This is a genomic window from Aerococcus viridans, from assembly GCF_002083135.2.
Taxonomy (GTDB): domain Bacteria; phylum Bacillota; class Bacilli; order Lactobacillales; family Aerococcaceae; genus Aerococcus; species Aerococcus viridans_C.
The window spans coordinates 867,085-891,345 of record NZ_NBTM02000001.1 but is presented as its reverse complement, the minus strand read 5'-3'; the positions used below and the strand labels follow the sequence as shown (position 1 = coordinate 891,345).

23 protein-coding genes, 2 rRNA genes and 1 pseudogene are annotated in these 24,261 nt (G+C 41.7%); 4 read left to right on the top strand and 22 right to left on the bottom strand.

All coding sequences use genetic code 11. The annotated features are described in order from the left end of the window. Positions 1–313: 313 nt before the first annotated feature. The 6 genes from A6J77_RS04385 to amaP all read right to left on the bottom strand — a co-directional run bounded on the left by A6J77_RS04385 (position 314) and on the right by amaP (position 3,016). Positions 314–433 (bottom strand): MerR family DNA-binding transcriptional regulator, encoded by a 120-nt coding sequence (locus A6J77_RS04385; RefSeq protein WP_083068518.1) that lies wholly within the window; start codon positions 431–433, stop codon positions 314–316. A gap of 166 nt (positions 434–599) precedes the next feature. Continuing rightward, positions 600–917, bottom strand: a complete 318-nt coding sequence (gene yidD, locus A6J77_RS04380; protein WP_083068512.1) for a membrane protein insertion efficiency factor YidD — start codon at positions 915–917, stop codon at positions 600–602. 7 nt (positions 918–924) lie between these two features. After that, positions 925–1,497, bottom strand: coding sequence for a DJ-1 family glyoxalase III (locus A6J77_RS04375; protein ID WP_083068509.1), 573 nt, complete (start codon positions 1,495–1,497; stop codon positions 925–927). Between the two features lie 136 nt (positions 1,498–1,633). Next, complete coding sequence (locus A6J77_RS04370; protein ID WP_083068508.1) at positions 1,634–2,095, bottom strand: Asp23/Gls24 family envelope stress response protein; 462 nt, start codon at positions 2,093–2,095, stop codon at positions 1,634–1,636. Positions 2,096–2,201: 106 nt separating this feature from the next. After that, positions 2,202–2,423 carry a DUF2273 domain-containing protein gene (locus A6J77_RS04365; protein WP_016897347.1) on the bottom strand — a complete coding sequence of 74 codons (222 nt, stop codon included), beginning with the start codon at positions 2,421–2,423 and terminating at the stop codon, positions 2,202–2,204. 14 nt (positions 2,424–2,437) lie between these two features. After that, a complete protein-coding gene (gene amaP / locus A6J77_RS04360) occupies positions 2,438–3,016 on the bottom strand; it encodes an alkaline shock response membrane anchor protein AmaP (RefSeq protein ID WP_083068506.1) in 579 nt (192 codons plus the stop codon). A gap of 208 nt (positions 3,017–3,224) precedes the next feature. Between amaP and A6J77_RS04355 the strand changes: the two genes are divergently transcribed. Next, positions 3,225–3,791, top strand: coding sequence for an NADPH-dependent FMN reductase (locus tag A6J77_RS04355; RefSeq protein ID WP_083068504.1), 567 nt, complete (start codon positions 3,225–3,227; stop codon positions 3,789–3,791). A 122-nt stretch (positions 3,792–3,913) separates the two neighbouring features. Here the strand turns inward: A6J77_RS04355 and A6J77_RS04350 are convergent. The 5 genes and pseudogenes from A6J77_RS04350 to A6J77_RS04330 all read right to left on the bottom strand — a co-directional run. Further along, a pseudogene (locus tag A6J77_RS04350) lies at positions 3,914–4,726 on the bottom strand (6-phospho-beta-glucosidase); the annotation flags it as partial. A 176-nt stretch (positions 4,727–4,902) separates the two neighbouring features. Next, positions 4,903–6,282 carry an L-cystine transporter gene (locus A6J77_RS04345; RefSeq protein ID WP_083068502.1) on the bottom strand — a complete coding sequence of 460 codons (1,380 nt, stop codon included), beginning with the start codon at positions 6,280–6,282 and terminating at the stop codon, positions 4,903–4,905. Between the two features lie 40 nt (positions 6,283–6,322). After that, positions 6,323–7,246: a LysR family transcriptional regulator gene (locus tag A6J77_RS04340; protein WP_193756636.1), complete on the bottom strand. Its 924-nt coding sequence runs from the start codon at positions 7,244–7,246 to the stop codon at positions 6,323–6,325. A gap of 103 nt (positions 7,247–7,349) precedes the next feature. Beyond that, a complete protein-coding gene (locus tag A6J77_RS04335; protein WP_083068499.1) occupies positions 7,350–8,450 on the bottom strand; it encodes an aminotransferase class V-fold PLP-dependent enzyme in 1,101 nt (366 codons plus the stop codon). Between the two features lie 209 nt (positions 8,451–8,659). Next, a complete protein-coding gene (locus A6J77_RS04330) occupies positions 8,660–9,529 on the bottom strand; it encodes a VOC family protein (protein WP_083068498.1) in 870 nt (289 codons plus the stop codon). Between the two features lie 287 nt (positions 9,530–9,816). On the opposite strand from A6J77_RS04330, the gene A6J77_RS04325 reads away from it, so the two are divergent. Then, positions 9,817–10,629 (top strand): ZIP family metal transporter, encoded by an 813-nt coding sequence (locus tag A6J77_RS04325; protein WP_083068496.1) that lies wholly within the window; start codon positions 9,817–9,819, stop codon positions 10,627–10,629. 130 nt (positions 10,630–10,759) lie between these two features. On the opposite strand, the gene A6J77_RS04320 is transcribed toward A6J77_RS04325, so the two are convergent. The 5 genes from A6J77_RS04320 to A6J77_RS04295 all read right to left on the bottom strand — a co-directional run bounded on the left by A6J77_RS04320 (position 10,760) and on the right by A6J77_RS04295 (position 14,583). Next, positions 10,760–11,743 (bottom strand): lactate/malate family dehydrogenase, encoded by a 984-nt coding sequence (locus A6J77_RS04320; RefSeq protein WP_083068494.1) that lies wholly within the window; start codon positions 11,741–11,743, stop codon positions 10,760–10,762. 211 nt (positions 11,744–11,954) lie between these two features. After that, entirely contained in the window at positions 11,955–12,389 is a 435-nt protein-coding gene (locus tag A6J77_RS04310) for a universal stress protein (protein ID WP_083068490.1), read from the bottom strand. Positions 12,390–12,428: 39 nt separating this feature from the next. Beyond that, complete coding sequence (locus A6J77_RS04305) at positions 12,429–12,863, bottom strand: universal stress protein (RefSeq protein ID WP_083068489.1); 435 nt, start codon at positions 12,861–12,863, stop codon at positions 12,429–12,431. Positions 12,864–13,066: 203 nt separating this feature from the next. After that, positions 13,067–14,158, bottom strand: coding sequence for a M42 family metallopeptidase (locus tag A6J77_RS04300; protein WP_193756635.1), 1,092 nt, complete (start codon positions 14,156–14,158; stop codon positions 13,067–13,069). Between the two features lie 134 nt (positions 14,159–14,292). After that, positions 14,293–14,583 (bottom strand): GNAT family N-acetyltransferase, encoded by a 291-nt coding sequence (locus tag A6J77_RS04295; RefSeq protein WP_083068487.1) that lies wholly within the window; start codon positions 14,581–14,583, stop codon positions 14,293–14,295. Positions 14,584–14,745: 162 nt separating this feature from the next. On the opposite strand from A6J77_RS04295, the gene A6J77_RS04290 reads away from it, so the two are divergent. Beyond that, complete coding sequence (locus A6J77_RS04290; RefSeq protein ID WP_083068485.1) at positions 14,746–15,126, top strand: PH domain-containing protein; 381 nt, start codon at positions 14,746–14,748, stop codon at positions 15,124–15,126. Between the two features lie 816 nt (positions 15,127–15,942). Then, positions 15,943–17,136 carry a coenzyme F420-0:L-glutamate ligase gene (locus A6J77_RS04285; protein WP_083068483.1) on the top strand — a complete coding sequence of 398 codons (1,194 nt, stop codon included), beginning with the start codon at positions 15,943–15,945 and terminating at the stop codon, positions 17,134–17,136. 653 nt (positions 17,137–17,789) lie between these two features. Here the strand turns inward: A6J77_RS04285 and pcp are convergent. The 6 genes from pcp to A6J77_RS04255 all read right to left on the bottom strand — a co-directional run bounded on the left by pcp (position 17,790) and on the right by A6J77_RS04255 (position 24,074). Continuing rightward, entirely contained in the window at positions 17,790–18,437 is a 648-nt protein-coding gene (pcp, locus tag A6J77_RS04280) for a pyroglutamyl-peptidase I (RefSeq protein ID WP_083068482.1), read from the bottom strand. Between the two features lie 11 nt (positions 18,438–18,448). After that, positions 18,449–19,366 (bottom strand): DUF979 domain-containing protein, encoded by a 918-nt coding sequence (locus A6J77_RS04275; protein ID WP_083068480.1) that lies wholly within the window; start codon positions 19,364–19,366, stop codon positions 18,449–18,451. Position 19,367: 1 nt separating this feature from the next. After that, positions 19,368–20,048, bottom strand: a complete 681-nt coding sequence (locus tag A6J77_RS04270; protein WP_083068478.1) for a DUF969 domain-containing protein — start codon at positions 20,046–20,048, stop codon at positions 19,368–19,370. A gap of 231 nt (positions 20,049–20,279) precedes the next feature. Further along, on the bottom strand, positions 20,280–20,828 hold the full coding sequence (locus tag A6J77_RS04265) for a GNAT family N-acetyltransferase (protein WP_227645116.1): 549 nt from the start codon (positions 20,826–20,828) through the stop codon (positions 20,280–20,282). Between the two features lie 148 nt (positions 20,829–20,976). Further along, positions 20,977–21,092 (bottom strand): 5S ribosomal RNA (gene rrf, locus A6J77_RS04260). 79 nt (positions 21,093–21,171) lie between these two features. After that, positions 21,172–24,074, bottom strand: a 23S ribosomal RNA gene (locus A6J77_RS04255). Positions 24,075–24,261: the final 187 nt, after the last annotated feature.

Genomic DNA, 24,261 nt, shown 5'->3' with positions numbered 1-24,261 from the left:
GTGCCGTATCACATGCAATGTGATGCAAACTATTCTGAAGTGGACACTTGACTGCCAAAGTGAGCTCAACTAAACAAGGTGTGAGTGAGACCGCTAAGCTCAATAATGCTGGAAGAATAATGCAGTAGCTGATGCAATCAGCTGCAAATTAGTCTGAAGCAGGCTTGAGCTGGTCGAGCGAACCCGATTATCAAGGTGTGACACAAATCGTTTATCGGAATGTGAGCATCCTTAATCATATGAAATAGCGTATGGCGATTACCATACGCTATTTTTTGTACTTTTTACAAAATATATATGCATATAAACATTATTAGACTCGGTAATCTGCCTCAGATAAAGCTTGTGGTTGTAATAAACCAATCTTTTCACAGTGGCGCAAAGTTTTCCTTGTCACACCAGCCAACTCAGTCAATTCTCCTATCGTATACATCCAGCTCACCTCTCAATATATATAATAAAGCCTGCCCTAAGGCAAAGGTAAACCCCTTTTTTTGAAAAAGGGCGAATTTTTTTAAGCTAAGTATCATTTCCCGCTACCTTCCTATTTTAATTTCAAAAAAGACGTGGCAAAATATCTTTCGCCACGTCTTTTACTACTATTCTATTTCATGATGGTGGTGGTCATGTTTCTCCATTTGTTGAATCAAATATGCCCGGTCTTCATCAGACATTTCCTCACGGTTGCGACGTAAAGTGAAATGGTCTGGTACTGGATCTAGCCCCCCTGGCACCATTGGGTTACAACGAATAATACGCGCTGTACCCATAGCCGCACCCTTTAATGACCCATGTTTATTGATTGCCTGAATCATATAAGTTGAGCACGATGGATAGTAACGGCAAGTTGGCGGAAACATTGGGGAAATATACTTTTGGTAACCCCGCACCATTTTTACCAGGGGTTTGTCAGCCATAATACGTTTACCCCTTTTCCCCTTCAACCAATGGTAATAATAAACCATCAGCAACCTCTTGTGCTTTAGCATCACCTTTTAGAGTTCGAATGATGTCCAAGGCAAAATAAACTGCTGTGGCTGGTCCACGTGAGGTCAGTACTTTATGGTTTTCATCGTAGTAGGTGATATCTTCGTGGAAGGTCTTGTAATGCACTTGGTCTTCGAAACCTGGGTAGCATGTCCCTTCCAAGTCTTTAGTGACGCCTGCTGCTTCAAGGGCAATCGGTGACGCACAAATACTAGAAACATATTTATCTCTTGCTACTTGTTGAGCAATCAAGTCAGTTACTCTTTTATCCTTGGCCAATTTTTCTGCACCTGGGCGCCCACCAGGCGTAATGACCATGTCATAGCTATCTATATCAATGTCATCTAGCATCTTATCTGCCATAATCTCAATACCATGGTCACCAATTGTCGATAGGCTTTCATTGATTGATACCATATCGATTGGAATTTCTGCTCGACGTAGGTAATCAATCACTGTAATTGCTTCTACTTCTTCGTAACCTTCACCTAGTAAAATCATTGTTTTCATCGTAAACCCTCCAGTTTAAACTGCCTGTTTTCTTGCCTCTATTTTACCTAAATTTTGGGGATAAGAAAAGGATCGGCACTTGGCCGACCCCTCCTACACATGATAATAGATACTAGCTATCCATGTATGCTAGTTATTATTGTACTCTTGAACCATCTGTAAATTCACCATTTTGGTGGGCACGACGGCGTTCTTCAGCGCGTTGACGTTCGTCTTCAGATTGTTGTTGTTGATAATCTGCACGTGTCATCACATCGTTAACATTCATGTTTACTTCAACAACTGTTAAACCAGTCATTTTTTCAACATTTGCTTTAACTTTCTCAATTGTTTTGTTAAAGGCTGCAGGAATGTTTTTGCCGTATTCAGCAATTACTTCTAAGTCGATGGCTACTTCTTTACTACCAACTTCAGCATTAACACCTTTTGTTTTGTCATCTTCAGAAGAGAAGAAGCTTTTCACGCCAGAGGTAAAGTTACCTTTCAACTCTAAAATGCCGTCAACATCTTGAACTGAGTTATTCGCAATACGTTCTAACACGCGAGGTTCAAAAGCTAAATTATTTTCGTGTTTTACTTGTTCATTTCTTTCAGCCATAATTTAATTCCTCCTAATATTTTTGTTGGTCATCTAGCCAACTTTAAATAACCTATAAGTTAATGATAACGTGAATATTTTTGATTATCAACCGATAACCCTTCGACTATTTCATAAAGAACCGTAACCAGGCACGTAAGTCGACCTCACCATCAAAGTAAGCACCGACGATAAAGCCGACTGCTGCGATGATAAATACCAATAAGGCTGTCCCGAAATTAAAGACTACCCACAATAGCGCAAAGATAAAGGCTGATAATAAGCCGATAATCCGCCCTTTGTATTGGCGCCAAATCGCACGTTCTTCTCGTTTATTCCGTTCTGACATATTATCCCTCCTCCTTATTGCACACGTGGTGCAGCTTTCTGTTTGGCTTGTTTTTCAGCCACGACAACACTACGGTCAATTTGGTTGACCTTCACATTAACGTCTGCAGCTGGAATCCCCAATGAAACGGCCACAGTATCACGTACGCGTTCCTGTACCCGACTAGCCAAGTCAATCACATTGGTTGCGTCATCCACTTGGAAAACAACTCTTACTTTCGTATCTTCCGGACGCTTACCAAATCGCACTTTTGCTTCAGGGAATTTTACCCCTGTCACACGTTGGCTAGCGCGGATTGCTGTATCTTCAACAGAATGCTTGGTAAAACTTAATACACCGGCATCCGTTTTGACTTCTAAGTGGTCACGTTTCGCTGGTGCCACAACCGCCTGTAGGAAAACAACTAACACAACCAAGGCTACAAAGGCTAAACCAGCTAACATGGCCCATTGACCATAGGTATTGCCTAAGACAGACTCTTTAACGAAAGGTGTTAGGTATTGAATTGGGTAAAACAGCGCAATTGCAGCTAATAATGCAACCAAGCCTACTAAGGTTAATATAATTTGTAGAAACCTTCTAAAACCACCCATCGGATCCCCTCCTAATTTGTTTATATATTATAAATGATTATCTATAGGTTACAATAAAAGTTATGATAATTCAAACAATCCGCATACTATTTCGAAAACGAAACAAATCGTTTTCCAAGCCTATCAAAACGTGTTACACTATATAAAAATAAGTAATTTCTCAAATCCTCATTAACCATTATGATAATTAAAAAGGAGTTTACCCACTATGAAGACAGTCGTTATCAGCGGATCAAACGTCGGCACCAAATCACGTGTTGCTGCAGATGAATACATTAGACAAGCAAAAATCTACCGCCCAGATGCGGACATGGAATTAATTGATCTGGCTGAAAAGGACATGGTCTTTTCAGATGGCCGCAATTATTTTGAATACCCTGGTGACACTGCCCAAGTCCTAAAAACCATCATGGCTGCAGATGTCTTAGTCTTCACCATGCCGACCTTCCAAGCTTCATACCCAGCTACAGTAAAAAACTTGTTCGACCTACTACCCGTGAATGCCTTCCGGGACAAGGTGGTTGGTGTCATCAACACTGCTGGTTCTCCGCGTCATTATTTAATGGTTGAAACCCAATTGATGCCGATCTTAAATTATATGAAGGCCACTGTCGTCAACAAGTACGTCTTTATTGAAGAACGGGACTTCAGTCGCAACGAAATCGTCAGTGATGACATCATTTTCCGTATTGAACGATTGGTCGATGATGTCTTCACCATGGCAGACGTACAAGCAGAAATTCAAGGCAAAAAAGATGCTGCTTACGGTTTTTAATAACCAACGTTATCATATTAGAAAAAGCGTGCCCGAGGAAGGTCAGTCAACTCCCTGAGGCACGCTTTTTTTATGGTGGAAACTTTTGACAAAGGGCCTGTCATTTTTCAAAAAGCAAGCATTTAATTCGATTTCATTAATTCATCTACGTAAGCCACAACATCTGGTTGGTTGGCTTCAATTTCCGCAATTCTGTCTGCAAATTGTGGTAAATGCGCTTTGTGGGCATATAATAATTCGTCCAAGACGCGTCTAGTCATCTGACCACCTGGTACTAACGGGTTAATCGTGAAGGCATGTAAAGCTGCCCCATAATTTCCTTCAAGGGCAGCACGGATAACTGTTTCTTCCATCCCCTTCATCAATTGGATCATCCCACGCGCGGCTGGCATAAATTCGCCCCAGTTGAATGGTACGGCACCGTGGCTAGTGATTTGGGCAGATACTTCCACAATAGCATCATACGGTAGGTCTTGGATTGTACCGTTATTTTGGGTAGAGACCACCATAACAGTCCGTTTGTCGTTGTAAATAGAGGCGATGACCTCACAAGCGGCGTCAGAATAGTAAGTCCCACCACGTTGGGTTAATTCTTCAGGCTTGTAGTCTAAAGCTGGGTCTTTATACAATTCAAACAATTGTTGCTCAGTCTTCTTCACGACTTGTGCCTGGGTTGTACCTGCTTCAAACTCTTCAATAGAATGTTGTAACATCTCATCTTCAGAGTAGTAGTAACGGTGGTAACCACATGGTAGCATGGCTAAATCTTGAATTTGCTCAATATGGTAGTTGGCATCATGGATATTCTTCAAGGCGGATTCTGGGCCATCATCTGATTTTTTGTATAGTAAATCAATGACTTTAGCTGTTAATTCCTTGCCTTGGCGGTCCCAAACTTTATGCCAGTGGAAGTGGTTAATACCAGCAATAGGAAAGCACAGTTGTTTTCTAACGATGCTGATTGGGTATTCTTTTTAAAAAGTAGTGAGTAATAATCAAACAATTGCTCTAAATTTTGGTCGATAAAGTGAGATCTAATACCCGATGACAAATGTATTTATCGCTAACAAAAAAAGTCGCCCTTTTTCAAGGACGACTTTCTTTGTTTCTATTAACCAACTTCAATTTGTGCGTCTGGATTATTGAATACGTCTTCGTTTAGGGTGCCTAAACGTTTAGAAGTGACAACGCCTGCTAGGATTGAATCGTTAACGTTTAAGGCTGTACGGCCCATATCAATAATGGGTTCAATTGAAACCATTAAACCAATGATTTCTACTGGTAAGCCTAGAGTACCGAATACGATTAGTGATGCGAAGGTTGCACCACCACCAACACCGGCTACACCGAATGATGAAATCACGACAGTACCAATAATAGTTAACCAAACCATTGGGTCAGACAGGTCCATACCCACTGTTGGGGCTACGATGGCTACTAACATGGTTGGGTAGATACCAGCACAACCGTTTTGACCGATGGATAAACCAAAGGTACCGGCGAAGTTAGCTGTTGCATCTTCTACACCTAAAGCTTCTGTTTGTGTTTGGATGTTCATTGGTAATGCCCCGCCACTTGAACGTGATGTAAAGGCAAAGCCTAATACAGAAGATGCTTTCTTGAAGTAGTTGATTGGGTTGACTTTGAAACCAGCTAAGATCAAGGCATGAATTGCGAACATGATAATAATGGCTACGTAAGCTGCGATAACGAATGTGGCCATATTCAATAAGGCTTGGAAGCTTGATGATGCCATGGCTTTAACCATTAAGGCAAAGATACCATAAGGCGCCATTCTCAAGACTAAGGTCACGATACGTGAAACGATGGCATCTAACGTATCTATCATTTTCTTGAAGTATGAAGCTTCTTCTGGGTGTTTTCTTGCGACACCTAGGTAAGCGACACCAACGAATGCTGAGAAGATCACCACTGCGATATTACTTGATTGACGTAAGCCCGCTAAGTCTTCAAAGATATTTGTTGGGATAAATGACAGGATTTGTTGCGGTAGGGTTGTATCAGCGATTTCAGCTTGGCGCTCTTGGATATAAGCGATTCGTGCTGTTTCGGCTGCCCCTTGGGTAAATTCTGCACCGTCTAAGTTAAATAGTAAGGCAATGGATAAGCCAATAAAGGATGCAACGGCTACTGTGATAATTAAGACAGCTAGAACGTTGAAACCTATTTTGCCAAGGTTCTTCTCACCTTCTACTCGGGTAAAGGCGCGGACTAGTGAAACGAAGATTAATGGTACAACAAGCATTTGCAAGAAGGATACGTATCCGTTCCCGATGATGTTGACCCAGTCTAAAATTGTTGTGGTTGTACTTGAATCGGAACCAAATAGTAATTGAATAATAATACCAAAAACAATCCCAATACCTAATCCGATAAAGACACGGTTTGAATATTTCACGTGTTTTCCTGCTAAACGGTTTAGGAATAGCAATACAAGTACAAAAATAGCTAATGTAATGATAACTGCCATCTTGTCTTCCTCCTGAATATTGATATAAATGTAGTGCTGATTAAGAATCAGCAGATCCAATTACATCATTCAACTGGTCGTTCAAAATGCCAATGAATCGTTCGGCTTCGCTAGATAGTTTACGGTATTTGTTTTGAATGTAAATAATATGGTTGTCTTCAACATCTGTGATAGGGACGGTGGTCATCATATCACGGAATGGTGAAGTCAATATACCTGTACCCACTAGGATAGCGTCGGTTTTCACTAAGACATTAATCGAAGTCGCCCGGTCGCTGACGTAAATGGTTGATTGTGTAGAGTCCTCTCCCAAGTCCAATGCTTCCTCAGTTAATTGAGCCGAAGAACCTTGTGTCTGTTCGAATGTAACAGATGGATAGGCCAGCAAATCTGCTTGGGTTAGGCTTTCTCTATCTGCTAAGGGATGTTGTTTACCGACGAAAACATGGGGTTGAAACGCCCCGATTTCTGTATAGCTCAACTCGTTATGGTTTAGGTACTGCTTAATGACCTTTTGGTTGTAAGCATTCATGTATAAAATCCCGATTTCAGAATAGGCATTTTTAACATTTTCCATTACATCAGTTGTTGAGGTTTCTAATAAACGATAATGGTGGGCGCGATCTTCATCATTTGCAACCAATACCGCAAAAGCTTCTGACACAAAGTCATAATGCTGACTAGATACTGAAAACAATTTTTTCCGGTCGGCATCTAAGTAACGATTCTCCATAACGGATACCTGCGACAAGACATCACGGGCGTACGATAAGAATTCGCTACCTTCTTCAGTAATGAAGATACCGCGTTTTGTGCGCTCGAAGATTTGTAAGTCATACATTTCTTCCAACTCACGAATGGCCGTTGATAAAGAAGATTGCGCCATGAACAGCCGTCTCGCTGCCTCACGGAATGATCCGCTATCAGCGACGACAACAGCATATTTTAGTTTTTGAAAGTTCATGGCTCTCTCCATCCTTCCCTTGTGAACTCCTACACTCACAATTTGCTATATTACACTAATCAAATTCGTTTTTCACTATTAATGCTCATAGATGATCACTTTTTTAAACGTTAAAAGCTCGGTTGATATCTGCCACTAAATCATCACTATTTTCAATCCCTGTTGATATCCGTAAAACCTTATCAGTTAGGCCATATTGTGCCCGTAATTCAGTTGGGATATCCGCATGCGTTTGTGTTTCTGGGTAAGTAATTAAACTCTCTACCCCACCTAAACTCTCTGCAAAAGTAAAAATCTTTAAGCTGTTCAAAGCATCACGGATAATTCCAGCATCTTTTACGGCGAATGATACCATACCCCCGCGTCCTGAGTAATACACTTCCTCAATTGCTGGGTGGTTTTCTAAAGCTTCTACCAAGGCTTTGGCGTTCTTTTCATGTTGTTGCAAGCGAACTGCCAAGGTTTTTAGTCCACGCATAATCAACCAACAGGCAAAAGGATCTAAAGTTGCCCCTGTTGTATTCAATTGGAAGGCTAATTTTTCATTGATATCTCGACCCTTGCTGGCTACTAAACCACCTAAGACATCATTGTGACCACCAATATATTTCGTTGCTGAATGGATGACCACATCCGCCCCTTCTTCAAGTGGGCGTTGGATGATTGGTGTGTAGAAAGTATTGTCTACAACAACTACAGCGCCAACTGCATGGGCACGTTTAGAAATTTCCGCAATATCAAATTCTACCATCATTGGATTAGTTGGTGTTTCGATGAAGACTAATTTCGGTCCCTTTTCAATTTCAGCGTACACTTCATCTTCTGTTAAACAGTAAGTGAAGTTGTAGAAGCCTTTTTCCTCCATGTAATGGAAATAACGGTATGAGCCACCATATAAATCTTGTAGGGTAACGACTGTATCCCCATGTGATAATAAGCCTTCAATCACCAATTGAATAGCAGCCATACCTGATGACGTAGCAAACCCTTGTTCACCATTCTCCAAAACTGCAATTGCTTCTTGCAAGACGTCACGAGTTGGGTTGGCCGTACGTGTATAGTCGTAACCAGTAGATTCCCCTAAACCTGGGTGTTTGTAAGCTGTAGAGAAATAGAGTGGGCTGTTAATCGCACCATAAGCCTTGTCACTACGGTTACCAATTTGTGCAAGCAAAGTTTCAATATGTCGTTCTGTCATCGTCATTACCGTCCTTCTATTAAAATTTAATTAAATTCCGTTATCGCTTTTATCAATCATAACATGGTTTAAGTGATTAAAATTTATGGATATTAGAACGGTGCTGTTCGCTACAAACGAACACAATCAAGTTGTTGATTGGACGACATTTTCCCACAGCAAAAAGGACCATCAACCATTAAGCTGATAGCCCTTCTACCAATAAAAGTATTGGGTTATTTAAAATCTACGTATACGATAACGCCATTCGCGTCTTTAGCTGTTACGTGGTTTGCTTCTTCAGCAACTACACGACCGTTAGCTTTTAATTTTGCTACGATGTTATTGTATAATTCTTGGTTATGGTAAGTTAATGTGTACGCTGCTAAACCTGTTTGGTCTTCAGCGTAAGGTACCATGGCTTCTGCATCCCAAGCGTTTACGGCGATGTGGTGGTGGTAGTCAGAGTATGAAGTGAAGTGGACATTATTCGTGAAGCCCATTTGCTCTTCTAAGACCATTTCATCTGTTAAGAAGCCGAAGAAGTCTTCTACTTTAACTGATGATAAGTGTAAGTGACCGATGATTGTCCCTTCAGCGAAGAATGATTGTGGTTCGTCAGATGAACGGCTAGCTAATACGTCTTCTGCATCCATTGGTTCAGTCACACCAGTTACCCCACCGTTTGGACCATGTGTCCATTGGTCAGCAGTACGGTCAGCGTAAATTTCAACACCGTTATCTTCTGGATCTTGTAAGTATAATGCTTCTGAGTAAGAGTGGTCTGAAGCACCTGATAATTGTGTTTGGTTTAATAACATACGGTATAAAACGTCACCTAAAGCGGCACGAGAAGGTAACAACCAAGCTGTGTGGAATAGACCATTTTTCGGACCAGTGATTAATTTGTAGTCTGCTTTACCGTCTAAGATTAATTGCGGTGCATCTTGCCCTTTGAAACCTAATTCAACGATACCTTCAGTTTCTTCATCTTTTAAGATTTCTAAACCGATCACTTCGTTGTAGTAGCGTTTCATTTTGTTTAAGTTTTTTACGCGGTAAGTAACTGTTGAGATTGTAACATCATTAAAAAACTGTTTTTCCATTTTATATTTCCACCTTTTATTTTGCTTATATATACGAATTGAGTTTGCTTCAACTATTATCATTAAATTTTGATTTAACAACTTACTTTTTAAAAAAACACTTACTAAAAGTAAGTTCACGTACAGTATACCTCATTTTGTCTCATAGGTAAACACTCTTGCTTCTTTCTTCTCATATTTTTTGGTATCCCGAATAAAAAAGCCAAAACTTTGCTAATTCTAATGAAATGCTATACCAAATGATTTATAATAAAAGTGGAATATAAGAAGAAATGGAGTGAATGTGAATGTTTGAATGGTTTGCAACTGCCAACCCGATTTTACAAGCTACGCTGGCCGGCGTCTTTACTTGGTTGATGACGACCTTAGGTTCAGCATTGGTATTTTTCTTTAATGAAATTAACCGTCGTGTATTGGATATTATGAATGGATTTGCTGCTGGGGTTATGATTGCCGCAAGTTTCTGGTCACTTCTTGCCCCATCAATTGAATATGCAGAGACAGGCGGTTGGGGCCGTTTTGCCTTTGTACCAGCCTTAATTGGTTTTATCGTAGGGGGACTTTTCCTACGTTTGATCGATTACATCACCCCCCATTTACATATGGGACAAAACACAATGGATGCTGAAGGACCTAAGACCAAGTTGCCAGCAACAACCTTGTTATTCTTAGCCATAACCATCCACAACATCCCCGAAGGTTTATCTGTTGGGGTAGCATACGGGGCCAACGAATTGAATACTGCAAGTCTGGCTTCTGCCCTGGTATTAACCATGGGGATTGGGCTACAAAACTTCCCTGAAGGGGCAGCCTTATCTATGCCAATCCGCGCAGAAGGTGCTAGCAAATGGCGTGCTTTCCAGTTGGGTCAAGCATCAGCCTTAGTAGAAATCATCGGTGCCGCTTTAGGCGCTTTACTGGTTTCTCAAGTGACTGTTATCTTACCTTACGCACTAGCCTTTGCAGCAGGTGCCATGATCTTCGTTTGTGTGGAAGAACTGATTCCAGAATCACAATCGCATGGTAACTCAGATATCGCCACCGTCGCTCTGCTTATCGGCTTTGGTGTCATGATGACCCTAGACGTTGCTTTAGGTTAAATCCCTTGCAAAACGCTTTGTAAAAAGACTACCGCAATAAAACCATCAACCAGACGCAAACAGCGTACACCAGGTTGATGGGTTATTTTTTGTATATTTAAGACAGGTATTTTTAAAAAATGACTGTCTGTTAGAATTTCACATCCGCGTCTTGCATGGCTTTTTGAATGTAAGCTGCCGACTCATGCAATTTTGCCTCTTCCCAAGTATTCAAGCTAACGGGTAGTCGTTTTTCCACGCCATTAACCCCAATAATACATGGCATTGATAGGGCAACGTTGCCGTTATAGCCGTATTCGCCACGTAGAGTGGTGCAGGCTGGGTAAACACTGCGTTCATCAAGGACGACGGCCTTAGCCATCGTAACCGCTGCTTGAGCAACACCCGCATTAGTCCAACCCTTGCCATTAAAAACATCATAAGCTGCAGAAACCACATTCTTCTTGATATCTTCAGGACTGGATAGGTCAACTTGTGGGTCGCGGTCAAAATATTGATCTAGTTCTTCGTAAGCCACTCCTTGAATGTTCAATTTACTCAAGACTGGGAAAGCTGTCGCTCCGTGCTCACCCATCATATAGCCGACGACTGATTTAGGGTCAACGTCGTAAGCGTTGGCGAAAACATTACGCAAACGAGCTGAATCAAGCATAGTTCCTGTCCCAAAAATCTTCCCTTCAGGATAGTCAAACTCATTTTCCGCGATATATAAAATGGTGTCTAGCGGGTTGGTAATCACAATGATAATGGCCTCTTTGGTGCGCTCAACGATGTTCTCCATGACGTCACGAATGGTTTTTGAAGTAATTTTCGCAAGGGTCGCCCGGTCCGGTTCGGCAGTTGGATTATTGGGATCTGGTTTCATAGAATTCCCAGCCGCAATTACGATAACATCCGCATCATCTGTTTGCTCGTAACCACCGTGTGTCACTTTAATATTGTTCATGTAAGTTAAAGCTCGGGCCTGTTCTTGGTCAATCGCTTCACCGCGCGCGATATTTTCATCGATATCAATGACGCCAATTTCACCAAAAACACCAGCCTTCATGGCATCCGCCAATACGTAAGAACCTACGTGACCAACACCCACAACTACTAATTTATTTGTTTTCATCCCATTGCCTCCGTCTCTCTAATTCTTTTTTAATTATTATAACGCAGTTGTCAGGAAAAATCATTAGCTGGACTGAGGATAGGAAGCAGTCTATAACCTTGCTACCAAAACACAAAAAAGAAGCCAGGAATCTATATTCCCAGCTCCTCAAGTTAGTTAGCTCGTTCTTCATCCTCAATCGCTCGAGCAAAGCTATTGAGTTCAAAGTCCATTATTTTACGACTAATACGTGCGATTTAACGTTACGTACTACGTATTCAGATACAGAACCCATCATGGCACGTTCAATTGCGCCTTTACCAGTTGCACCTACAACCACAAGGTCTGCTTTGGCTGTATCTGCGAACTCTACAATTCCGTATCTTGCGTCGCCTTTGATGATTTCAAGGGTTACATTTTCAAGGCCAGCTTCTTTGGCTTCTGCTTCATAAGATTCTAAGACGCTTAGGGCATCCGCCCGCATGTCGTCATATAATCGCATAGAGGCCTCGGGATTCCCGAAATGCACAAAGTCGTCTAACACATTCAACACGATCAACTCAGAATCATTTCGTTTAGCGATAGATACTGCTTCTTTAAAAGCACGGTATGAAGCATCTGATCCATCTACTGGAGTTAAAATCTTTTTGTATTCTGCTACTGACATGATAACCCCTCCTCATGGGTGCTTGTGTTCATCCCTGTCTTATTTCACAACTAGTACTGGGATTTTAGATAGCCGTACTGTGTACTCTGCTACAGACCCCACTAGGGTACGTGTTACAGCGCCTTTACCAGTTGCACCAATTACAACTAATTGGTAGTCACCTTCATTAGCAATTTTAGCTACCTCACGTCTTGGGTTCCCAAAAGAGGTGAAGGTACGAATGTTGTTGAAATTACGGGCCTTACCGTAATCTTCATATTTTTCAAGGGTTTCTAGGGTACGTTTTTTCATCTCGTTGATATCTGTTTCAGATACCCGCAAGTCACTAAACACATAGTCATCGGTAATTACTGATAGGACGTCTACAGTAGCATTTGATCGCATGGCAATCTCAACGGCATCTCGAAAGGCTGCTTTACTGTTGTCCGAGTCATCTACTGGCACCAATATACGTTGGATGTTATCAAGAATCATTTTCGTTACCTCCCTTACTTTCTTTACATATAAAGTATAACACATAATGGAATCGCTTACAAAAATAAGACCTTTTATATTTCGATAAAAACAATTATTCCCATTTTCTAGAGACCGCTTGAAGCTTGCGCCAGTTCGTTATTTAAATTAAACCCAAGCAAAAAGACTATGACATTTTGCCACAGTCTTTAGGGTTTCTATCCTTATAAGTCTTGTAATGATGTGAAGGCTAAGTCCTCTGCTGTTAAACCTTTTAAGAAGGCTACGGTGACGTCCACAGTGTCTTGGAAGTCTTGGTAGGCAGAGATTAGGTAATGGGTATGTGCATAGCGAGTTGGCATACCTAGTGTTATCACTGATACCCCATTATTTGTAGTATGGATTGAACCTGCATTTGTACCACCACCATCGCGGACGGCTTGTTGGATTGTGATGCCAGCCTCTTCACTAGCTTTCAAAAATAGACCGTTTAAGTGGTCAGAAGCGATATAAGTTGAATCCCGATACCGTAATTGTGGTCCTTGTTTCACGCGTCCTTGGCCAAGTGTAGCTGATTTTGCGTAATCATCTGAAGGTGTCCCCTCAAAAACAATAGCCACTTGTGGATCAATGCGGTTTGTTGTGACTTTAGCCCCTCTTAAACCAACTTCTTCTTGTGTGGCAAAGGCGCCAACAAGATTGAATGGTAAGTTTTTCACGCCTTCAGGTCCTAATTCATTGAAGACAGCAATGGTTGCAGCTACACCAAGACGGTTGTCAAAGGCTTTACCAATCATCATGCCATTCTTTTCGTTGACCTGGAATTTGGTTGCGGGTACGACGGGTTGGCCAACTGTAATACCGAAATCGTTGATCACTTCTTCTCTTGAAGTGGCACCCACATCTAGTTTCAAGTCTGTTAAGGCTACTGGTTTGGCCTTCTCTTCTGCAGTCATGAAATGGATGGGTTTACTTGTGGCAACAGCTGGTACATAGCTTTCATTATCATTGGTTCTAACCATGAATAATTGCGACTGGGCAGAGGCCGCCGTCCAACCACCTAGAGCTTGCATCAATAATAAACCATTTTCGTCTATGGCTTGCACCATAAACCCGACTTCATCCATGTGGGAGTCTAACATGATCGTTGGTTTGTTGGGGTCAATGTCAGTAAAGTTCATATATAGGTTTTTCATAGCATCGGCTTGTAAGCTAAAATCACCTTTGTTAGCTTTCACTACATCGATTACTTGGTCTTCATATCCTGGCGCCCCGTAAGCATTCGACACGTCTTCTAACAATTTAATATATTTCATTTTGCACCTCTTTACACTTTCTAATGTAACCATTTTACCGATATTTATTGGAAAATGAAAGCGAGTGCCCTTCAAAGGAAAAAGCCCCCTATCCTTGCTAGCTAGCAAGGACAGGGGTGGCCCTTATTCAATCTTTATTTGTCTGCATTAATGTGGTCGTATTTCGCTGGGTTTTCGTTGAATTTCTTCACGACATATGGGCATAGGGCTTTAATTTTGCGGCCTTTTGCTTCTGAGTAGGCAACTAGGTGGTCGACAAGTTGTGCAGCGACGCCTTGTCCGCGTAAACTTGGGTCCGTCCATGTGTGTGTTGCGACGATGACATTGTCTGCCTTTGGTTCATACTCGATTTCAGCAATACGTTTGTCGCCTGCTTCGTTAAAAATAGCAAATCCATTGGTGACTTCTTTAATTTCGTATCCCATATATTCCCTCCTCAACTTGCTTGATGCTTTGTTAGTTTTATTATATCAAAATCTAGGGATAATAGCTTAAAATTAGCCTTGGTTGACCTTATTTTCATTTACTCGGTATAATGAAATGAACTTAAATGGTAGGAAACTGTTTTACAAAAAAGGAGTGGCAATATGGGGTTATTTTCAGGGTTATTTGGTAATGCTTCAGAGGCGGATAAGGAGCGGGTTTCTGTGGCTTTAGAGAAAGTGCTCATTCCCGGTGAATCAATTGAATTGTCTTACAACATCTTGCGAGACTTAGTCGTATTCACCTCATATCGATTAATTTTAATGGACAAACAAGGGATTACCGGTAAGAAACGAGACTTCATGAGTGTACCTTACAAGTCAATTTCACGCTTTTCAGTAGAAACTGTGGGGAATTTTGATGTGGATGCTGAAGTAGATATTTACTTATCTGGTAACGACCAACCAACGATCGCCCTACAATTTAGAGGTGGTGACGTGGTATATGATGTACAGCGCGCCTTAGCAGCAGCCGTATTACTGTAAGAATTTAGATATCAACTACATTGGAGTTGACTGAATAATCGTCAGCTCTTTTCTTTTGTCTATCATTTGTATAGCAGTTGATGACTGCCAATTCAGCATCCGGTGACTATTTTGCCAAAAAAATAACCCTCTAAAGTTAGGTTTTTGGTCTACCTTTAGAGGGTCCCATTCAACAAACGATGCTGCCTAACTGTTGGCTTTTAGGCTTGTTGATGATTCGGTGTTTTGATTGATATATATTTTGATGTTTAGCTATTAACGGCTAGCACCGAGATACCTATAGACCACCTCCTTAAGGCGGGACAGCTTTTGAATGCATCATCCGGTTAACAAACGCAAGGTTAATACTGTGTTGTTTGATAGCGATCATACATCTTTTCATTTTATCTTTCCTCCTAAAGGTGTGAAAATCCATAAAAAAATAGCGTCAGACACTAAGGTCAAACGCTAGGATTTTTAATAGATATTTTCATTGTAGTCGGTGTAAGAACTATAGCGTCAAGGGCACAAGGGCACGCAGAACAGTTAGCTAGTAACTTATTCAATCGTTCATTCCATGTGTTAAACAATAGATTCGTCATTTTATACCTCACGAATTTGGCAAATGCGTTGAATTCAATTGGCTGATTTTTTGCTACAATTTTTACACTTTCATCATAGCATGACCAATTTTTGCTTGTCCAATAATTATACTTTAAAAAAAATGAGAAAAATGTTCGGCTTTTGCTCATACTTGATTGGCAAAGGGATTTTGTTGATATATAATAAAGCAGTATGCCACAAAGGCGCAAGAGAATTTTGAAGGGACGATTATTTATGTCTAGAGCAGTAGGTACTGTTGTAAGAGGGTTACGTGCCCCAATTATTAAAGAGAACGATGACCTAGCTGGTATCGTTGTAGATACTGTCTTAAACGCGGCCAAAGAAGATGGTTATGAAGTTCGTGACCACGATATCGTAACGGTTACAGAGTCAATTCTAGCTCGTGCACAAGGAAACTTTGCTGAATTAGAGGCTGTTGTAAAAGATATCCAACGTCAAACAAAGAGCGAAACGATTGGTATCGTTAACCCAATCCTTAGCCGTAACCGTTTCTACGCCATCTTAAAAGGTATCGCTATGTCAGCGAAAAAAATCGTGATTCAATTAAGCTACCCTTCTGATGAAGTGGGTAATCGTTTAATTTCACGCGATGAATTAGAAGCATCTGGTTTAAACCCATACACTGACGTTTTAACAGAAGCTGAATTCCGTAGCCACTTCCCAAACTTAGCACATGAGTTTACAGGCGAAGACTACGTTGCTTTATACAGAAAATGCGTGGAAGAAACTGGTGCAGAGTGTGAAATTATTTTCGCTAACCACCCACAAACCATTTTAGACTACGTAGATACAGTTGTAATCGCTGATATCCACGACCGTAAATACACACGCCGTACTTTAGAAAAACATGGTGCTAAAGAAATCATTGGTTTAGACCAAATCTTAAACCAATCAATCGACGGTTCTGGTTACAATGAAGACTTCGGTTTATTAGGCGCTAACCTTTCTGGTAACAACAGCTTGAAACTATTCCCTCGTGAGGCACAAGCATTCGTTGAAGACGTTCAAAAACGTTTATTAGAAGCAACTGGTAAAGTTGTTGAAGTAATGGTTTACGGTGACGGTGCTTTCCAAGATCCAGTTGGCCATATCTGGGAGTTAGCTGACCCTGTTGTATCACCTGGTTTCACTAAAGGTTTATCTGGTACACCAGACGAAATCAAAATCAAATACGTTGCAGACAACCAGTTCGGTGACTTATCTGGTGAAGAATTAACAGAAGCGATGCGTGCTTACATCAAAGACCATGACAAAATCGATGAAGCTGGACACAACACATCATTAGGTACAACACCGCGTAACATCACTGACTTAGTTGGGTCATTATCTGACTTAACTTCAGGTTCAGGAGACAAGGGTACGCCGTTTATCTATATCCAAGGCTACTTCGACAAATATTCTGACTAATAACAGGATGTGAGTGAGAACGTTTAACTCCACAATGATGGCGTAAATAGGCAAAGTGATAGCACATCAAGAAGACTATTTGCGTAGCAGAATTGAGCTGGTCGCACGAGCTCAACTTTAGGGTGTGAGTTTCGGCGCTAAGTCAGGTCCCCACTCTTAATCAAATAATAATTTTAACTATTAGGGACACAACTTTGCTTGTGTCCCTTTTTTGCGTATGCAAAAAATAACCAGCCGTTGGGAGGACAGCTGGTTAAAATTGTCATCTTTCGTTTGGGAGGAGAAAGATTTATGAAGAAAAGTTTGGTTTGTTTATTGGGTATGTTTATATAATAGGCGATACTTTTGAAGATATGATGAAATTGTCAGCAAATTTTGTGGTAAATATGTGATAAAAGTTTTAAAAAATTCTAAAGATAGGATTTTTCCGTAAAAAAAGGCCTATGACTTTTAAATCATAGACCTTCTTGAAAATAGTTACTATTTTGGGCAGGTACTCACACCTTGTAGTCGAGTGCGCTTCGCACCTTCATAATCCGGCTCGCTTTAGCATTCCGGCCTCCACTTCAGACTAGTTTGTATCACACTTTGTGTGATACGAATTAGTCTTCCAGTGCTACCTACCTAAACGCTAAAGCTCGCACCTTGTTTTTTTAATGTGTTTTGCCACCAACGATTTTCATGTCTTCTTTGCCATCAAAGTCCACAATGGCTGTAATGGCTGCTTCGATTCCGCGAACGATGTCTTCCAAGGCCATAGATGGCGTGTTTGGACGGTTTGTGACTTGTTCTGGTAGGAATGGAATATGCATGAAACCGGCTTTGATGCCAGGATACTCTTTATTTGTTAAGTATAGCGAATGGTACATAATATGGTTGCAAACAAAAGTACCTGCCGTATTAGACACTTCCGCTGGCACACTAGCTTTTTTCATATATGTAACCATCGCTTTAATTGGTAACTGACTAAAGTAAGCAGGTTGCCCGTCTTCTTTTATAGGTTCGTCAATTGGTTGTTGCCCTTCGTTATCTGGAATACGCGCGTCATCTTCATTGATGGCTACACGTTCAGGTGTTAAGGCAAATCGTCCGCCCGCTTGACCGATATTCAAAATATAGTCAGGTTGGTGCTCTTCAATTGCTCTTTTTTCTACTTCTGCACTTTTATTAAAAACAGTTGGAATTTCTAATTTGATAATTTCTGCACCCTTGATTTCTTCCGGCAAACGTTTCACTGCCTCAATCGCTGGGTTAATCGTATCATCACCAAATGGATCGAATCCTGTTACTAAAATTTTCATTTTTATACCTCCTAGAATGCCCAAGTATACATTAATACAATGTGAACAACAATTAAAGCAATAGCAATTGGTGCTTGTCGTTTAATAACACCATACTCACTCTTCATTTCTAATAGTGCTACTGGTAAAGCGTTGAAATTACCCGCCATAGGTGTTAATAATGTCCCGCAATAACCAGCCGTCATCGCTAAAGCACCAGCAATCGCTGGGTTAGCACCTTGCATAATCACAAAAGGAATACCGATACCTGCTGTAATAACTGTAAAAGCAGCAAATGCATTCCCCATAATCATCGTAAAGACAACCATCGCGATAACGTACATTGTTGCACCTAAAAATTGGTTTCCTTCAGGTACTAAGTTTCCAAAGATTGACGTTACTATTTCGCCAACCCCCGCATTAACGAAGATTACACCTAGTGCAGCCAATAATTGTGGCAAAATAGCTGTTGATCCAACTTGTTGTACATTTCGATTAGATTCATGTAAAACTTGTTGGAATGGTGCACGGAAAATAGCCATCGCAAGCACTAAAGCAACAATTGCCCCGATACCAATAGCACCAGCTCCTGAAGCAGGCACAAACTGCGCAAGCGCTAATGCTGTAACCGCCATAACTATAACAGGTACAAACACGAGGTTTTCAAAGCGGTCAGCACCAGCTTCTGCCCGCTCCTCGTCTTGCTCAAATTTACCGGTCACAAAATGTTTCACCAAAGTAATGATTGCTAATAATAAGACTAATGCACCAGAAATAATTGCTGGTAACCATTTTCCTAAGGCAAACAAAATAGCTAAGTCAAACCAAAATAATGCCGTTCCAATGCGCTTATCTTGGTCAGATCGTAAGACTTTATAACCAGTAAAGGCGAACTGCAGGCCGATTAAAATGTAGAAGAATTCTAGTATATTCGCAAAAAATGCTTCCATCCTACTTACCTCCCTTACGGTATTTACGGTTGATTTTTTGGTCAAATGAATAGTTATAAACCGCTGTTAATATGAATGTGATAATCGCAACTGGAATTGAGGCACGCGCCACATCAATTGCCATCACTTCATAGCCTAATGACTCCAAAGTACCCGCAATCAATAAAGTACCCGCACTTGCGACAAAAGTATTTTGTGCGTAGAAGTTCCCGATATTCTCCATCGAAGCAGATTGTGCTTTAATTTCTTCTTTTGTAGCATCATCAATTTCACCGTTCTTAGAAATAGCTGCCGCTTCCGCCATGGGCTGTACTAATGGTCGTACAAACTGTGGGTGCCCACCAATACGAATTGATAAGAATCCAGCTAATTCACGTAAGAATAAGTATAATGTTAAAAATGACCCCGTTGTCATCCCTTTAACATTGTTAATCAATCTTACTGCTTGATTCTTCAAACCAAACGTTTCAGCTAATCCAATCATTGGTAAGGTTAAAATAAAAATTGTAACTAAACGATTATTCACAAAACCTTCGCCAAGCATCACCAAGAAATCAGTAACCGAAATACCCGATACCAAAGCTGTCGCTAGTCCTGCGATTACAACAACCGCAATCGTGTCTAGCTTCATTGCAAAACCAATAATTATGATTAAAATACCTATCAATGGTAGATAGTACATTGTTTTCACTCCCTTTTTATCATCAATCCTAATATCCTTCTATTTTATCATTTTTTTGCCATAATTTGTAAAAACTAATAAACAAATTTAGTACTTATATATGAAATAAAGCGGATAAGTAGTGTTTATCCACCGGTCTTCAATATCAAAGATAATTTTTGTCTTACATAATATTGTCTTTGTTATATATATGTTGATAATGCACAATTTTACTGATTGACATGTGTTTCACTATGATTTAGCATTCAAATCTTTCATCATAAAAGTATCCATTAATATATGGTCACCCGGCAACAAAGGTTTATCTAGAAATTGATAGCCCAATTTTTTGTATAAGACAATGGCTACTTCAAGACTCTTGATCGTCTCCAGATACAAGAAATCATAGCCATGATCTACAGCAAATACCATCACAGTATCCATCAGTCGTCTAGAATAACCCTTTCCCCTAGCATCTGGCAATAGATACAGCTTTTGTAGCTCGCCCACCTTAACACCTTTTGTAGCTTTTTCAGCTGATAGCCCTGGGTGCCCATTAATAGGGAAATTAAGCGATTTAGATAGCAATCCTATGCCAACACCACCAACTAGACACCCTTGGTCTTCAACCACCCAATATGCACTATCTACAAGTTTCTGGTAATAATCATACATATAATCTAATTGTGGATCAAAATAGGCGGTGCCTGGAACATCCAAATGATTTTCCTCTAACACACTACGAATAATTGTCGCAATCACTGGTTCATCTTCTTTAGCAATCGGTCTAATCTTAATCATTTACCATAGACTCCTCTGTGTCATACATATTTTTTTCTTCCTCTTATAGGAGATGTGCTCACTCAAAAACTCAATACCTGACTTATAAGGCTAACTATACGAAAAAACACCACCTTAGACAAGTCATCTAAGATGGTGTTTCTAGTTTGCATGGCAACGTCCTAGTCTCACAGGGGGCAACCCCCAACTACATTCGGCGCTAAGAAGCTTAACTTCTGTGTTCGAGATGGGAACAGGTGTGTCCTTCTTGCCATCATTACCACACAATATTTATATGAGCTTTTGTTCGCTCAAAACTGAATCTGTAAGTCGTCTACCATTCCATCATACAATCTTATATCCATTGGATAAGTCCTCGACCGATTAGTACTAGTCCGCTCCATACATCGCTGCACTTCCACTTCTAGCCTATCTACCTGATCGTCTCTCAGGGGTCTTACTATCTTAAAGATATGGGAAATCTCATCTTGAGGAGGGCTTCACGCTTAGATGCTTTCAGCGTTTATCCCATCCACACATAGCTACCCAGCGATGCTCTTGGCAGAACAACTGGTACACCAGCGGTGTGTCCATCCCGGTCCTCTCGTACTAAGGACAGCTCCTCTCAAATTTCCAACGCCCGCGACGGATAGGGACCGAACTGTCTCACGACGTTCTGAACCCAGCTCGCGTACCGCTTTAATGGGCGAACAGCCCAACCCTTGGGACCGACTTCAGCCCCAGGATGCGATGAGCCGACATCGAGGTGCCAAACCTCCCCGTCGATGTGAACTCTTGGGGGAGATAAGCCTGTTATCCCCAGGGTAGCTTTTATCCGTTGAGCGATGGCCCTTCCATGCGGAACCACCGGATCACTAAGCCCGACTTTCGTCCCTGCTCGACTTGTAGGTCTCGCAGTCAAGCTCCCTTCTGCCTTTACACTCTGCGAATGATTTCCAACCATTCTGAGGGAACCTTTGGGCGCCTCCGTTACATTTTAGGAGGCGACCGCCCCAGTCAAACTGCCCGACTGACACTGTCTCCCGACCGGATTACGGTCGCGGGTTAGAGTGGCCATGTCACAAGGGTAGTATCCCACCAGCGCCTCCACCGAAACTAGCGTTCCGGCTTCAATGGCTCCTACCTATCCTGTACATGTCACACAGACACTCAATATCAACCTGCAGTAAAGCTCCATGGGGTCTTTCCGTCCTGTCGCGGGTAACCAGCATCTTCACTGGTACTACAATTTCACCGAGTCTCTCGTTGAGACAGTGCCCAAATCGTTACGCCTTTCGTGCGGGTCAGAACTTACCTGACAAGGAATTTCGCTACCTTAGGACCGTTATAGTTACGGCCGCCGTTTACTGGGGCTTCAATTCGTACCTTCGCTAATGCTAAGCACTCCTCTTAACCTTCCAGCACCGGGCAGGCGTCAGCCCCTATACGTCATCTTTCGATTTTGCAGAGACCTGTGTTTTTGATAAACAGTCGCTTGGGCCTATTCACTGCGGCTGACCAATGGTCAGCACCCCTTCTCCCGAAGTTACGGGGTTATTTTGCCGAGTTCCTTAACGAGAGTTCGCTCGCTCACCTTAGGATGCTCTCCTCGACTACCTGTGTCGGTTTGCGGTACGGGTTGTTTGTATCTAACTAGAAACTTTTCTTGGCAGTGTGACGTCAGCAGCTTCGGTACTATATTTCCCTCCTCATCACAGCTTGTCTTTAACACGAAGCATTTCACTCTGTGTCAGACTCACTGCTTGAACACGAATCCAATAACGTGCTCTGCTTAGCCTCCTGCGTCCTTCCTTTGGTCAAACAATACAAACAAGTACAGGAATCTCAACCTGTTGTCCATCGCCTACACCTTTCGGTCTCGGCTTAGGTCCCGACTAACCCTGGGAGGACGAGCCTTCCCCAGGAAACCTTAGTCATACGGTGGACGGGATTCTCACCCGTCTTTCGCTACTCATACCGGCATTCTCACTTCTAAGCGCTCCACAAGTCCTCTCGATCTTGCTTCTCTGCCCTTAGAACGCTCTCCTACCATATCCATGCGGATATCCACAGCTTCGGTGTTCAGTTTAGCCCCGGTACATTTTCGGCGCAGGGTCACTCGACTAGTGAGCTATTACGCACTCTTTAAATGATGGCTGCTTCTAAGCCAACATCCTAGTTGTCTAAGCAACCCCACATCCTTTTCCACTTAACTGAAACTTTGGGACCTTAGCTGGTGGTCTGGGCTGTTTCCCTTTCAACTACGGATCTTATCACTCGCAGTTTGACTCCCGGATTAAAATATTTGGCATTCGGAGTTTATCAGATTTCGGTAATCCTAGATGGACCCCTAGATCAAACAGTGCTCTACCTCCAATATTCATCATCCGAGGCTAGCCCTAAAGCTATTTCGGAGAGAACCAGCTATCTCCAAGTTCGATTGGAATTTCTCCGCTACCCACACGTCATCCCCGCCTTTTTCAACAGACGTGGGTTCGGGCCTCCAGTGCGTTTTACCGCACCTTCACCCTGCACATGGGTAGGTCACTTGGTTTCGGGTATACGACTACATACTCGACGCCCTATTCAGACTCGCTTTCGCTATGGCTCCGTTTCTTCAACTTAACCTTGCATGCAATCGTAACTCGCCGGTCCGTTCTACAAAAAGTACGCCATCACCCATTAACGGGCTCTGACTGCTTGTAAGCGCACGGTTTCAGGTACTATTTCACTCCCCTCTCGGGGTGCTTTTCACCTTTCCCTCACGGTACTGGTTCACTATCGGTCACTAGGGAGTATTTAGCCTTGGGAGATGGTCCTCCCGGATTCCGACGGAATTACACGTGTTCCGCCGTACTCAGGATACAGACTAGCGTTATTGATCTTTCGTCTACGGGATTGTCACCCTCTGTGATTGGCCTTCCCATGCCATTCGACTAAATCTTTAACTACATATCGTCTGTCCTACAACCCCAAAGAGCAAGCTCTTTGGTTTGGGCTCTTTCCGTTTCGCTCGCCGCTACTCAGGAAATCGAATTTTCTTTCTCTTCCTACAGGTAATGAGATGTTTCAGTTCCCTGCGTCTTCCTCTCAAACTACTATGTATTCGTAGCTGAGTAATTGCCTATCAAAGCAATTGGGTTCCCCCATTCGGAAATCTCCGGATCAAAGCTTACTTACAGCTCCCCGAAGCATATCGGTGTTAGTCCCGTCCTTCATCGGCTCCTAGTGCCAAGGCATCCACCGTGCGCCCTTATTCACTTAACCATTGGTTAAGTTGTATGATTCGCGAAAAGTAATTTGCTTACTTTTATTGGTTTTTTACTCTTGGTAAAATTGGAATTTCTTATATTAATTATCTCCTGGTAGAAAATAATTAAATAAGAGGTTTATTACTTACAGTATTCAGTTTTCAAAGAACAAAATATATACAAGAGAGATAAATCTCTCAAAA

Bases quoted from the DNA above. Each gene is read 5' to 3' on its own strand.
- A6J77_RS04385 (WP_083068518.1), bottom strand. From the start codon at position 433: ATGTATACGATAGGAGAATTGACTGAGTTGGCTGGTGTGACAAGGAAA.
- yidD (WP_083068512.1), bottom strand. From the start codon at position 917: ATGGCTGACAAACCCCTGGTAAAAATGGTGCGGGGTTACCAAAAGTAT.
- A6J77_RS04375 (WP_083068509.1), bottom strand. From the start codon at position 1,497: ATGAAAACAATGATTTTACTAGGTGAAGGTTACGAAGAAGTAGAAGCA.
- A6J77_RS04370 (WP_083068508.1), bottom strand. From the start codon at position 2,095: ATGGCTGAAAGAAATGAACAAGTAAAACACGAAAATAATTTAGCTTTT.
- A6J77_RS04365 (WP_016897347.1), bottom strand. From the start codon at position 2,423: ATGTCAGAACGGAATAAACGAGAAGAACGTGCGATTTGGCGCCAATAC.
- amaP (WP_083068506.1), bottom strand. From the start codon at position 3,016: ATGGGTGGTTTTAGAAGGTTTCTACAAATTATATTAACCTTAGTAGGC.
- A6J77_RS04355 (WP_083068504.1), top strand. From the start codon at position 3,225: ATGAAGACAGTCGTTATCAGCGGATCAAACGTCGGCACCAAATCACGT.
- A6J77_RS04345 (WP_083068502.1), bottom strand. From the start codon at position 6,282: ATGGCAGTTATCATTACATTAGCTATTTTTGTACTTGTATTGCTATTC.
- A6J77_RS04340 (WP_193756636.1), bottom strand. From the start codon at position 7,246: ATGAACTTTCAAAAACTAAAATATGCTGTTGTCGTCGCTGATAGCGGA.
- A6J77_RS04335 (WP_083068499.1), bottom strand. From the start codon at position 8,450: ATGACGATGACAGAACGACATATTGAAACTTTGCTTGCACAAATTGGT.
- A6J77_RS04330 (WP_083068498.1), bottom strand. From the start codon at position 9,529: ATGGAAAAACAGTTTTTTAATGATGTTACAATCTCAACAGTTACTTAC.
- A6J77_RS04325 (WP_083068496.1), top strand. From the start codon at position 9,817: ATGTTTGAATGGTTTGCAACTGCCAACCCGATTTTACAAGCTACGCTG.
- A6J77_RS04320 (WP_083068494.1), bottom strand. From the start codon at position 11,743: ATGAAAACAAATAAATTAGTAGTTGTGGGTGTTGGTCACGTAGGTTCT.
- A6J77_RS04310 (WP_083068490.1), bottom strand. From the start codon at position 12,389: ATGTCAGTAGCAGAATACAAAAAGATTTTAACTCCAGTAGATGGATCA.
- A6J77_RS04305 (WP_083068489.1), bottom strand. From the start codon at position 12,863: ATGATTCTTGATAACATCCAACGTATATTGGTGCCAGTAGATGACTCG.
- A6J77_RS04300 (WP_193756635.1), bottom strand. From the start codon at position 14,158: ATGAAATATATTAAATTGTTAGAAGACGTGTCGAATGCTTACGGGGCG.
- A6J77_RS04295 (WP_083068487.1), bottom strand. From the start codon at position 14,583: ATGGGATACGAAATTAAAGAAGTCACCAATGGATTTGCTATTTTTAAC.
- A6J77_RS04290 (WP_083068485.1), top strand. From the start codon at position 14,746: ATGGGGTTATTTTCAGGGTTATTTGGTAATGCTTCAGAGGCGGATAAG.
- A6J77_RS04285 (WP_083068483.1), top strand. From the start codon at position 15,943: ATGTCTAGAGCAGTAGGTACTGTTGTAAGAGGGTTACGTGCCCCAATT.
- pcp (WP_083068482.1), bottom strand. From the start codon at position 18,437: ATGAAAATTTTAGTAACAGGATTCGATCCATTTGGTGATGATACGATT.
- A6J77_RS04275 (WP_083068480.1), bottom strand. From the start codon at position 19,366: ATGGAAGCATTTTTTGCGAATATACTAGAATTCTTCTACATTTTAATC.
- A6J77_RS04270 (WP_083068478.1), bottom strand. From the start codon at position 20,048: ATGTACTATCTACCATTGATAGGTATTTTAATCATAATTATTGGTTTT.
- A6J77_RS04265 (WP_227645116.1), bottom strand. From the start codon at position 20,828: ATGATTAAGATTAGACCGATTGCTAAAGAAGATGAACCAGTGATTGCG.